This window comes from Bacillus sp. JJ1764 (assembly GCF_036962145.1).
Lineage (GTDB): Bacteria > Bacillota > Bacilli > Bacillales > Cytobacillaceae > Neobacillus.
Genome location: NZ_JBALNY010000011.1, coordinates 491 through 13,082, shown reverse-complemented (window position 1 = coordinate 13,082; position 12,592 = coordinate 491). Strand labels below are relative to the sequence as shown.

At 39.2% G+C, this 12,592-nt stretch carries 11 protein-coding genes; 1 reads left to right on the top strand and 10 read right to left on the bottom strand.

From position 1 onward, the window contains the following. Positions 1 to 25: 25 nt before the first annotated feature. Both V7083_RS01755 and V7083_RS01750 read right to left on the bottom strand, forming a co-directional pair. Complete coding sequence (locus tag V7083_RS01755; RefSeq protein ID WP_335474726.1) at positions 26 to 610, bottom strand: nucleotidyltransferase family protein; 585 nt, start codon at positions 608 to 610, stop codon at positions 26 to 28. A 619-nt stretch (positions 611 to 1,229) separates the two neighbouring features. Continuing rightward, on the bottom strand, positions 1,230 to 2,423 hold the full coding sequence (locus V7083_RS01750; RefSeq protein ID WP_335474724.1) for an MFS transporter: 1,194 nt from the start codon (positions 2,421 to 2,423) through the stop codon (positions 1,230 to 1,232). 91 nt (positions 2,424 to 2,514) lie between these two features. On the opposite strand from V7083_RS01750, the gene V7083_RS01745 reads away from it, so the two are divergent. Further along, a complete protein-coding gene (locus tag V7083_RS01745; RefSeq protein ID WP_335474721.1) occupies positions 2,515 to 3,348 on the top strand; it encodes a MerR family transcriptional regulator in 834 nt (277 codons plus the stop codon). A 264-nt stretch (positions 3,349 to 3,612) separates the two neighbouring features. Here V7083_RS01745 and V7083_RS01740 read toward each other — a convergent pair whose 3' ends face one another. The 8 genes from V7083_RS01740 to V7083_RS01705 all read right to left on the bottom strand — a co-directional run bounded on the left by V7083_RS01740 (position 3,613) and on the right by V7083_RS01705 (position 12,246). Next, on the bottom strand, positions 3,613 to 4,401 hold the full coding sequence (locus V7083_RS01740) for a carbon-nitrogen family hydrolase (protein WP_335474720.1): 789 nt from the start codon (positions 4,399 to 4,401) through the stop codon (positions 3,613 to 3,615). Between the two features lie 117 nt (positions 4,402 to 4,518). Then, complete coding sequence (locus V7083_RS01735; RefSeq protein ID WP_335474718.1) at positions 4,519 to 5,184, bottom strand: hypothetical protein; 666 nt, start codon at positions 5,182 to 5,184, stop codon at positions 4,519 to 4,521. A 17-nt stretch (positions 5,185 to 5,201) separates the two neighbouring features. Further along, positions 5,202 to 5,621 (bottom strand): hypothetical protein, encoded by a 420-nt coding sequence (locus V7083_RS01730; protein WP_335474716.1) that lies wholly within the window; start codon positions 5,619 to 5,621, stop codon positions 5,202 to 5,204. Positions 5,622 to 6,213: 592 nt separating this feature from the next. Continuing rightward, entirely contained in the window at positions 6,214 to 6,996 is a 783-nt protein-coding gene (locus V7083_RS01725) for an SDR family NAD(P)-dependent oxidoreductase (RefSeq protein ID WP_335474714.1), read from the bottom strand. Beyond that, positions 6,993 to 8,351, bottom strand: coding sequence for an aspartate aminotransferase family protein (locus V7083_RS01720; RefSeq protein ID WP_335474712.1), 1,359 nt, complete (start codon positions 8,349 to 8,351; stop codon positions 6,993 to 6,995). The genes V7083_RS01725 and V7083_RS01720 overlap by 4 nt, the downstream gene beginning before the upstream one ends. A 68-nt stretch (positions 8,352 to 8,419) precedes the next feature. Further along, positions 8,420 to 9,265, bottom strand: a complete 846-nt coding sequence (locus V7083_RS01715) for a carbon-nitrogen hydrolase (protein WP_335474710.1) — start codon at positions 9,263 to 9,265, stop codon at positions 8,420 to 8,422. Beyond that, positions 9,262 to 10,875, bottom strand: coding sequence for an amidohydrolase (locus V7083_RS01710; RefSeq protein ID WP_335474708.1), 1,614 nt, complete (start codon positions 10,873 to 10,875; stop codon positions 9,262 to 9,264). The genes V7083_RS01715 and V7083_RS01710 overlap by 4 nt, the downstream gene beginning before the upstream one ends. A 12-nt stretch (positions 10,876 to 10,887) precedes the next feature. After that, the gene (locus tag V7083_RS01705; RefSeq protein WP_335474706.1) at positions 10,888 to 12,246 is read right to left on the bottom strand and encodes an APC family permease; all 1,359 of its coding nucleotides are present in this window, start codon (positions 12,244 to 12,246) and stop codon (positions 10,888 to 10,890) included. Positions 12,247 to 12,592: the final 346 nt, after the last annotated feature.

Here is a 12,592-nt window from a genome sequence, read left to right as displayed (position 1 = left end):
GCTCCAATCAACAGAGTGAAAAACATCAACACTGTTCTTTAACATAGCCAATATGATATACGTTTAATTTATTCCAAATAGCTTTCCAATTCTTTTTTGCAAGACGGGTTTCGTATATTTCAATTCTTTCTTTCGTCTCTGTAAAAAAAGAAGTTGGTTTTACCTGTAAATTTACAACATCACTTATTCCACATGGAGCAGCCAAAATCACATTTTCCTTTTCATCTAATGTTACTCCTAATGCTGTGGCTGTTTCCGTAAATTTAGAAATAGCATCAACAGAAGATACATAGGGAGGCATATTGCTTTTTAGGTGCATTCTTGCTTCATTTTTTACTGACCATGGTGTGTTAGGCATGAGGGTTTTAAGCCTATCTTCCATTTTCTTTTCTTCTAATTCATCAATATGGGAAGGATTGAAATAGATTAAATCAATATCGGGTATTGGCGTGCGATCACTGAAATTATGAAGTGTGTCCCAAATTTTTGAACGAACAAAGCCCGCACAAACCCACCAATCCGGCAACTGTACTGCTTTTGCCGTTTTTAATATGTCCATCATCCAAGGATCTTCTGTTATTAAAGAAATAATGGCATCTTCATTCATCATAGAACATACTCCAAACTTATTTATATTATTTGCTTATTTACACTTGTATGTTGATTTACGCTCCAATCAACAGGGTGCTCCAACATAGCATATTATTACTTATTGTTTATTTATAAATTCCCCTGGCTTCACCTTCTCCAATAATTCTATTATCCTCTTATTTTGCTCCACTTGAATTTCACTATTTCTTTTCATCTTATACACAGATACCAAAAGGAAGATTACTGCTATAGGCAATCCAATTACCACGAATAAAGACATGTACCCCATTACGCTGACCATCATATTTTCCTCGCCTTACTGTTTTTTTTACTATCAACTTATTCAAGAGTTATTAAGGAGAAATCTACCATCCAGAAACAACGCTGGTAATGATTTGTACAAACTGATAAAACAAAGTTCCTGCGAAAATAAGCAGCTTGATTGTTATAGACCGTCCTCCTCATTAACATAATGTTAAATTATACCATATCAATTCTAATATTTATGGTACCTATTTTGAAATAAATAAGAATATGAGATTCGGACCTTTTATAATTTCCCAAAGAAGACCTTATAAAAAAAGGTAACGGATTTCCGTTACCTTTCACAAAACGTACATTCGGCTTTATTACATTGATTAATGGGCTACCCTAGCTTTCACTTCATTTGAGGAATCACTAGCTTGCTTCTTCCAGAACAAGGTAATAACTATACCTAGAGATAGGATCACAGTCGCAAAATAGTAAGGGTAGTTAATATCAATATCAAATAAGATCCCTCCAAGAATGGGTCCACTTATGTTCGCTAAACTTGTAAACGTGGAGTTCATTCCACTAACAAAGCCTTGTTCGTTCCCGGCAATTCTTGAAAGGTATGAATTAACGGCTGGCAGGAATAAATCGAATCCAACAAAAACAAAAAAAGTAACCAGCAAAATAAAGAAATAGGAATGAACCACAGTCATTAAAAAGACAAGTATGGCTGATAATAGTAAGCAATATCGAATCAGCTTAATTTCACCCCACCATTTTGTAAGCCTATCAAATAAGATCACTTGCGATACTGCACCAAATATCCCACTTCCTGTGATCACAATGGCTATATCGGAAGGTGTAAATTGAAATTTATGGTCCACAAATAGGCTGAAGAATGATTCAAACGCTGCTAAACCAAATGTGGCAATAAAGATTAAGATAAACGCAAAGGAATATTTGGGGGCAGCAAGACGTTTAAAACCAATCTTACCACCCGCGCCTTGTTCATTACTGTCTTTTTCACGATTTGGCTCAGATAATAAAATAATAGAAAGTATACCCGCTATGGTGCCAAAGGCTCCTGCAAAATAAAATGGTATTCGTGTACCAAACTCTGCTAAAAACCCACCAATACCTGGACCAATAATAAATCCTGTACTGATTGCTGCTGACATATAGCCGAGTGCTTTTGGGCGGGTATCCAAATCGGTCATATCAACAATAAAAGCAGTAGCAGCAGGCATAATAAAGGCAGCGCTTATTCCTCCCAAAATTCGAGATATAAATAACATTTCGATTTCTTTTCCAATCCCAAATAATATTTCTGATAGTCCGAAGATAAATAAACCAATGACAATCATAATTTTCCTGCCGAATTGATCTACCGCTTTCCCTGCAAATGGTGAAACAATCAATTGAGCAATGGCAAACGCGGCTGTTAAATAACCAACTGTTGTTCCGGTTATCCCTAATTCATTCATCAGTGTAGGTAAGACCGGTATGACTAAACCAATTCCCAAAAATGAAATGAATAAATTCATTAGCAATAGCATTAAAGTGACTTTATTTTTCTTCATTTCACATTCTCCTTAATAAAACGACTTACGTTTTCAAACTCCATGTTATTGTATATAGTAACTATATAGTCAAGAGGGGAGACAGGGACAAATGAATAAAAAGGATCAAAAATTCCTCACTACTGGTGAATTTGCGAAACTTTGCAAAGTAAACAAACAAACCCTTTTTTATTACGACCAAATCGGGCTGTTGTCTCCAGTATTAAAGGATGAAAAAGGTTACCGTTATTATTCCATTCGCCAATTAGAGTTTTTCTTTGTTATTGATTTATTAAAGGAACTTGGTACGTCGTTGAACGATATTCAACAATATATGGAAAATAGATCACCTGAAAGTTTTTTGTCCTTAATGTACCAAAAGAAAGAAGATGTTGTGAAAAAACGCCAGGAGATTGAGATGAAGGAAAAAATGATCGAGGCAAAAATCGCATTAATGGAGGAATCTTCGCAAATAGACTTTAATAAAATTACACTTGAAACATTACCAGAAGCAACACTCTATTTAAGTAGGAATATCGAAAATATAACCGATGAAGAATTTGTAGAGGTTGTTTCAGATTTTATTAATGAATTAAACGTTTCTCAGCTGGATACAGGATTTCCAATAGGCGTCATGACCAAACGGGAGCAAATATTAAAGGGAGATTTCACTAATTATAGCTATTTATATATAGAGCAGCCACATCCAAAGGAAGGCTATCCGTACTTTCAAGATATTAAGGGAGATTTCCTCATTGGTTATCATATTGGCGATGATCACACCATACATAAAACATATAAGCAGCTATTTGCTGAGTTGGAACGTTTAGATTTAACCCTTGGAGATTATGTTTTTGAAGAGTATATTTATGATACGGTTGTAATGCATTATAAAGAACAATACGTCACGAAGATAATGATACAAGTTGACCAAAAAGGAAGTTAATTCTTGTATTGAAAGTCAATATCATCGGATGTTTGGATCCTTTCAAATCCAATAAATGTAGGTTTATTTTTGAATTCATCTAAATAAACAGGGCTAAGGTATCAAAAACTCTGCCTTAGCCCTATTTATCATCTATTGATTTGCAGCAGCCAATTCCTCAATATCCTATTCACAGATTCCTGTACTTTTTAAAAAATAACCTGCAAAAAGCATCGTTTAGGATCTGTGACAATGTTGTATTCAAGAGACATTATTTATGAGCAACTAAACATTCTTCTGTCTATTTATGACTCGATGTTTCAAATTAGGAAATACATCACGAATAGAAGCAATCTGAGTCGGATCAATTTCTGTTTTTATAACCGTTTCTTCCTCCCCTCCAGAAGCGACAACAATTCCCCATGGATCGACCACTTGGCTATGGCCACCTAAAAGGACGTCTTGAGTTGTGCCAACACAATTACTCGAAATTAAGAAACATTGGTTTTCTAATGCTCGAACGGCATTGAATAATTTCCAATGCTCCAATCTTCTATGGGGCCAAGCCGATGTAACCAGAAGCATTTCAGCTCCTAAATCGACTTCTGCACGATATAATTCAGGAAAACGCAAATCATAGCAAGTTGACAGGCCTACTATCCCAAAATCTGTATCTACTACAGTGATTTCATTCCCTCTCGTCAAAATTTGACCTTCTTTTGAACCGTACTGAAATAGATGCATTTTCCGATAGGTACCTATAAGCTTCCCTTCCGGAGAAAAAAGAACACTAGTGTTGTAGTATTTCCCATTATTTCTTTCTATAAAGCTGCCTGCAAAAAGATAAGAGTGTATTTCCCTCGCCTTCGAGGAAAATCGCTGTACAAAATCCCCGTTTATCTCTTCTGATTCGTCCATATAACGATCAAATGAAAAGTATCCCGTTGCCCATGTTTCAGGTAAAATGATTAAATCTTGCCCTTTTAATTGGTCAATCATTGATTCAACACGATCAATTCGGTCATTTTTTGATTCGCTATCTTTTATCTCTACTTGTATTGAAGCAATTTTCATTTTTTCAGCAACCCCTTCTTAGAATAATTTTTTGTCCTTTGTTGGAAGTGAGTAACGATTTACATTTGTAATGGCTCATCCATCATTTCTAAAATTAATTGGAAACTTTGAATTCATTTAGCTATCTATAAAAACTATTTTTGTCGTCTCTTTGTCCGTACTAAAATTGGATGGGCGGTCACTTCCGATGTCTTGCATATTAAAGCCCTTTGACTTTTTGGATGTAGAAACTTCGTCCATTTTTTTGAGATTGCTATTCTGTAGAATATAATAATCCCCATCCACTTGTATGTTTTCCGTCCAGCCTGAAGAGACAAGTAAATGATAATTAAATTTGGAGCCTTCAAAAAATCCCTGTTGATTCAGTTGCTCAAGTGCTGAAAAAAAACGATTGGCCTCGATTAATTTGTTATATTGGAGCCATTCATCTGATGTACTTTTACTGATATAGACTCTGTTTTCTCCCTCTGTCTCACATGAATAGCAATGGCTATATTGTAAAACGGTAAATTTATCATTAACTTTTTCTACTAATTCAAACTTAACTGAATAAATATGGTTATTTTTATCAAGAATCAATTGGAAATCCTCAATTTTTGTGCCCTTCTCAGAAATTTTTATTTCTTCACTAAACTTTTTCCAACTTTTTACACTATTTACAGAGTTAAAGTCGCTCTGTTTAAAGATAGGAACTTTTTTTATATGATTCTGTGAAAAGTATAGTACTACGATTATTGCCAATAACGCAATTGAACCTGTAATCGACCATGTTTTTAATTTCAAACAGATCTCTCCTATTGCTACTTTTTTGATTTCACATATGTATTTAAATCTTTAATGACAAAGGAAGGCAGTTTATATAAAGTATTGGTTTCATTCTCATTCATGATTGACCCGTTATCCGGACCAATTGACAAGGTATATTTGGAAACGCTCTGATCCTCGAAAGTTAGTGTAAGAAGATAATCGGGGACAGCCACATCAACGACGCCATTAATTTTTTTTGCTTTATGAATTGCTTCTATAAAAGCTTTAAGTTCTTTTTCATTTTTTTGATAATAAATTACATGTGGTTTATGAATTTCTTGCATGGAGTCACCAACTTTTGCCACCGAAATACTCTTAACTGCTTTTCCGTCTAAGGTGGCTTGCTGCTCATTACATCCGGTTAAAGAAAAAAAGATTAATAGTATTAATAGGATAGATTTTAATAATCGCAATTTCTCCCTCCTAGAATGGTTGTTTTACAGTTATTTGTAAATTATACCATGCGAGAAACGATAAAATATAAAAGCCTTTTTAAATAAAACGAAGTGTTGGAATAAGATGTGAAAAACAGGTATCCATTTAAGGTACCTGTTTTTTTGTCTGCGTTTTCGAGACGTGTTTGGGTTCCATACACGAGTCCGAGTGCTTTATCGACACATTATTGGGTTTTATCAACGCGTCTTCGGTTTTTATCCACGTGTTTTTGGGTTATATCTACGACCTTTTCATAGCTATCTACCAATCCGATTCGCGCATCCTCTTTATCCACGAATCCGCCTGCTTTATCGACACATTAATTGGGTTTTATCAACGCATTTTCGGTTTTTATCGACGTGTTTTAGGGTTATATCTACGACTTTTTCATAGCTACCTACCAGTTCTGAGCCTGTATACTCTTTTATCCACGAGTCCGTCTGTTTTATCAACGCGTTTTCGGTTTTTATCAACGTGTTTTCGGTTTTTATCCACGACTTTTTCTTTGATATCCACCAATTCCGAAACAAATTTTCTACATGTTTGGAGGAGCTGTCAACTCCAACTGCTCTACGGCCCCTTATAATCCTGCAAAATATTCCCGCCGTCGACCACGAACAGCTGACCAGTAATATAAGAGGCTTGTTCCGATGCCAAGAATGCAATCATATGGCCCACTTCATCCGGACGTCCCGCCCTTCCGATCGGGGTATGCAGCGCGGCAATTTTTTCATGTTCCTGCTGGGAACCTGTTGCGATCCAGCCTGGGGCCACATTATTGATCGTGATGTTATGCTTGGCGACCTCAATGGCAATAGCTCGGCTCATCCCGACCATGGCGGCTTTTGCGGCACTGTAAGCAGATTCCCCCGGATAGCTTACTAATGGTCCGGTGACTGAAGAAACATTGACAATTCTACCGTATTCCTGTGTAATCATGTGCGGGATGACCTTTCGCGTTACGTTAAAACAAGTGGTCAGGTTTCGCGATATGCCCATATCCCATTCTTCCCCTTCAAGTTGAGCAAACTCGGTAAAGGTTTCGGGTGCCCCAACCTGTGTCATCCCAGCATTATTGACAAGAATATCAATCCGGCCAAACTCTGCTATAACTGTATCAATAAGTTCCTGCACTTGGGTTCGGTCCATTAAATCCGCAATAAACCCGCGAGCTTGCATGCCTTTCTGAATCAATTCATTTGCTCGCTCAAAAATTCGATCTGTAGTCGCGGTGATGGCTACTATCCCTCCAAGCTTTCCAATAATCTCCGCTGCAGAAAAACCAATGCCGGAAGGGCTTCCGGCACCAGTTACTAAACAAACTTTATCATCAAAACGGGTTAATGCATTCATTTTATATCTACTCCTTGTAAAGATTCGACGCTTTCACGGAATACCTTTGTATGATGATCAATATCTTCCACAGTTGTCTGAGAAGAGATTAAGGCCATGTTGTGGAACGGAGTCATTAAAATTCCCCGATTGAGAGCGAACAAATGCATGTATCGATCCAATTCATAGTCCGCAGCAACTGCTGCTTCCCCGCCATTTTTTGGCGGATTTTCTTTGAACCAGTACTCTGTCCGACAGCCGAGACGTTTTACAATCCAGGGAAGATTGTGTTCATTAATCACGGCCTCCACCCCATCACAGAATCGTTCAGCTAAGGCAATGTTTCTGTCGTAGGACTCTTGAGTCAAAACATTTTCCAAAGTAGCACGCATGGCTGCCATTGACAGAGCGTTGCCAGCAAGTGTTCCGCCAATACCGCCTACATCCGCTCCCTCTATGTCAATCGTACCACGCAACCTCTGGGCCAGTTCTTCACTGAAGCCGTAGACAGCTGTTGGGATTCCCGCGCCAATTGCTTTTCCAACCGTCAACATATCGGGTTTTAGACCATAGGTTCCCGTATAACCACCAGGCCCAGTACACATGGTATGGGTTTCATCATAAATCAGAATCGTACCTGTCCGAGCAGTAATTTCTCGCAAGGCCTCTAAGTAACCAGGATCAGGGTGAATAATGCCGATGTTCGTCATTGCCGGCTCGGCCAGAACGGCTGCCACATCGCCAGGAGCCAAAGCCTTCTCAAGTGCTTCAATATCGTTAAATTCCACCACTTTAGTCGTTTGAGTGACGTCCGTTTGCGGACCAATATTCCCATGTCGCTGTACTGGGACCCCATCCTGTAAGGTAATGAACGCCTCATCTACCGTTCCATGATAGCTGTAGTTGAAGACGAGAACATACTTCCTCTTAGTAATATGCCGAGCCAACCTTAAAGCAAAACGGTTTGCATCTGTTGCTGAAATAGCAACTTGCCAATAAGGCAAACCAAAACGCCGGCCAAGTTCTTCTCCTACCCAGACAGCATCCTCCGTAGGAAGCATAAACGTGACACCCTGTTCAATTCTCTCTTTAATCGCTTCGATCGCACCCTCAGGGGCATGCCCCGTCATCGAGCCAGTATCACCCAAACAGAAGTCAATATAACGATGGCCGTCCACATCAGTAAAGTGAGCACCTTTACCCCCTTTTACAAATATCGGATAACTGCCGGCCCATTTCACCATCCAGTTCATCGGCACCCCGTCGATCAAGCTCCTCTTAGCGCGTTCGAATAGTTGTTTTGATGTTGGATGAGTGTCTTCAAATAGTTGGAGTTCTTTGTTTAATTGTTCTTTTAAATGATCTCTACTAATCATCTATACCATCTCCTTATAAGGTGATTGCCCATAAAATGGAGAAAAACCTTTGTTTTTCTCCAAATGTGTTAGCATTTTTCCAAAATGGGACCATAGGTGTCTGTTCGTCTATCCCGTAAAAATTGCAATAAGTTTCTGGCAAACTCAATTTCTTCTAAATTTACATCTTGAACAAGGATTCCTTCCTGCTCATCCATCGATTGAAGAATATCACCCATAGGATTGCTGACGAAGCTGCCGCCATAAAAACTCATTTCTTGTTCCTGCCCAACACGATTAACTGCAGCCACAAAGACTCCGTTATGAATGCCATGCGAGGAAATCGCCTTTGTCCAAGCCGCCTTCGTTGAAAGCTCCGGATGATCCGGTTCGGATCCAATGGCTGATGGATAGAATAAGATGTCAGCCCCCTTTAAAGTCAATATACGAGCCACTTCTGGAAACCATTCATCCCAGCAAATCCCGATTCCAATTTTTCCAAATTTCGTATGATATACAGGGTATCCGGTATTCCCCGGAGTAAAATAATATTTTTCATGATATTGTGGACCATCCGGGATGTGATTCTTTCTGGTTGTACCTAAATGCTTGCCCGTTTCATCAAATACGGCTGCACTATTAAAATAAACCCCTTTGGCAGCCCATTCGTAGAACGGAACAATCAGGACGATGCCAAGCTCTTTGGCAAGCTCCTGCATGGATGTAATGGCCCTATGATCATGTGGAATCGCCAATTGGTAGTTATCAACAGATACAGTTTGGGCAAAATATTGAGAATGATAGAGTTCCTGCAAGCAGACAATCTGTGCCCCCTGAGCGGCAGCCTCTCTTACTTTTGCTATGGATTTTTCAATATTCACTTCAATTCTTTCATCACACGTCATTTGAATTAATCCAATGTTCACTTTGCTCATTTTGCAACCTCCTCTGCGATCTCATGCACGACTTTCCCATCCACCATTGTAAAAATAACCTTCGCCTCTTTAATGTCTTCATGTGGTACATCAAACAAATTCCGGTCAAGGACAATGATGTCTGCCAGCTTTCCGGCTTCAATGGTTCCTAGGTCATGTTCACGAAATGATCCATAGGCAGGTGCTGCAGTATTGGCAAGAAGAGCCTCCTTCAAGGAAATACGTTCCTTCCCATCCCACACCACTCCTGCATCATCCATTCTTGTTACGGCACGATAAATCCCAGGCAGCGGATCCAGTTTCACCACCGGATAATCTGTCCCGAATACCACATTGGTCCCGTGATCGAGCATCGTCTTTAGTAAATAATTATTCTTCATGCGCTCGGGCCCGATTAAATCTTCATAGACATCTCGGGTCGTGACATTGATGTGCTCTGGCTGTACAGAGGCAATGACTCCCAACTCATTAAATCGTTGAATATCACTTGAATGTATCATTTCGACATGCTCAATCGTGTGGCGGGAGTCTCTTACCCCATTTTCTTTTTGTGCCGCCTCAAATACATCCAGGGCCAATTGAACAGCTCCATCACCGATGCAATGGAATCTGACCCGGAAGCCTGCTTGATCAGCTTCCATTGTCCATTTTTTAATCTCTTCTTCGGGGAAAACTGTACTGCCCTTTGTCGATAGATTATTAGAATAGGGCTCAAGTAAATAGGCGGTATAACTAGTGGTCACTCCGTCCAAAAACTGTTTAAACCCGCAAAATTGAACCATGTTACTTTTATAGGTTTCACTTAAACTCTTAGCCTGTTCAAGATCACCGTTTAATGGCGTCACAAAATGAACCCTTGTTGTCAGTTTTCCGCTTTTTTCATAATCGGCATAGAGCTCTGCTTCTTCCGTGCTCATTTCCGGAATTCTCAATAAATCATGAACGGAGGTAACCCCGCATTTGGCAGCTTCTTCTAAAAAGTTATCGAGCAATTTCTCCTTTATTTCTAGAGTTATTGGTAGAACTTTTGTTACCAATCCGAGCGCATGCTCCAATAAAAGTCCCGTTGGTTCCCCATTTTCATCTTTTACGATTTCTCCATATGGTGGATTGGGTGTATCCCTGTCAATCCCAGCTAATTCAAGGGCCTTTGAATTTACCCAGGCACTATGAAATTCCGCCTGGTATAACAGCACAGGTCGGTCGGGTATCACTTCGTCCAGGTAAGATTTGTGAGGCTCTCCTTCTTCCCATTGATTCTTCTCCCAGCTGCATCCGATGACAAAAGGATCATCTTTCTTCGTTTCTGCATATTCCCTCACCATTCGAGCGGCATCCTTTGCCGAGCTGGCTAAATGGAGGCGGACGCTATCATTTAACAATCCACCCATTAACAAATGGATATGAAAGTCATGGAACCCTGGCATAATAAATTCATCGCCAAAATGATAAACCTTTGTATGAGCACCAACAAATGGTGAGAAGTCCTCTTTTCCGATTACTTCCATAATTCTATTTTCCTTGATGATGATCGATGCTGGCACAGGGGTATCATTCGTGCCGGTAAAAATTTTGTTGCCACTAATAATTACATCTGCTGCAAATGTCATTAGAATCACTCCTTACACGGTTACATCTTTTCCGCTATCTTCTGTAAAATCAATTTGTGGCGGCTGCACGCGGAAAAACTTGGTTTTAAAGGCCAGATAAGCAAGTCCGATCGCCGTCCACATTCCTCCTAATATCATCGATTTACTGTCTAAATCACTCCATAATTTGATGGAAATAAGCGCACCAATCAACGGAAGCAATAAGTATAAAATGAACCCTTTAAAGCCCCGCTGCTTTCCTTTAATAAAGTAATGAGAAATCACACTTAGATTCACAAAGGTAAAGGCAATTAACGCTCCGAAATTAATAAAGGAAGTGATGGTCACTAGGTCTGTAAATAAAGCGGCAAGCGCAAAAAAGCCAACTAATAGAATATTGTTTACAGGTGTTCTGAATTTTGGGTGAATATAAGCAAAGAACTTCTTAGGGATGACCGAATCCCTGCCCATTGCAAAGAGAATTCTTGAAACACTGGCATGTGATGCGGTAGCAGAGGTAAAGCAGCAAACAACCATTGCTGCAACAAACATGGCATTAAAAAAGGTGCCTCCGATCATTTTGGCTACTTCAATCGCGGCAGTATCAAGATTTTTATAGGAGGTAAAGTCTGGATGAATGAGGTGAGCAAGGTAAGAGATAAAAATAAAACAGACACCGGCGAAGATTGTAACAAACATAATCGCTCTTGGAATCGTTCTCTCCGGTTTAATCGTCTCTTCTGAAAAGGTTGTTAAGGCGTCAAACCCCAAGAAGGATAAGCAAAGGATGGATGCGCCTGAAAAAATAGCGACGAGTGAGGTTTGATCTGACATAAATGGTGTGAGTGAAAAAACAGTTCCTTGACCTGTTCCACCGAGGAGACTCTTTACACTCAGGATGACAAAGAAGATGAGTACAAGGTACTGAAAACCCAGAAGAATCATGTTCATGGTAACAGTAACCTTCATCCCTACCACATTAAAGATAGTAACCAGAATAATCATCCCAACAATCCAGACACTGAATGGGACGGAAGGAAAATACTCTGTCAAATATAAGGCTAAAATCAGAAAATTAATCATTGGAATAAACAGATAATCCATTAAGATCGCCCAGCCTACCATGAATCCCAGGTGAGAGCTAATTGACTTTTGGGTGTAAGAATAGGCTGAACCGGCAATTGGATAAGCCTTCCCCATTCGCCCATAACTGTAGGCCGTAAAAAGCATGGCAATTAGGGCAACTATGTAAGCTGACGGTGTTGCTCCTTTTGATATTGATTCAACAATTCCAAACGTTGAAAAGATTGTCAATGGTGCCATGTACGCAAGTCCCAGCAATACTAGGTGAAAGAAATTTAACGATCTTTTTAATTGTACTGTTTTTTCCATTTATCATGCCCCCTTTGTTATGAAGAATTGCAAGATTAATGCCAAATTGCATAAACAGGATAAAAAGCTGATTATTCAGAAAACACGGAGTACATAAGTAGATTTATTATGCATTTTTGAATACTTTATGTATTTTTGCATATTTTCATTGTGCAAACGTAATTAAACTATTGAAACGGTTCTTTATCAGGGTGATAGACTACTTGAAATAGATCTATCAGCGCGACTTTGAATGACATTATTTCATCAGGATCTTTGGAAACTGGTCTTCATCCAGACTATGAAAGACATTTCTCAATCAGACTCCTTAAAATCTGGCTTTCATCCAGGCTATGAAAGACATTTC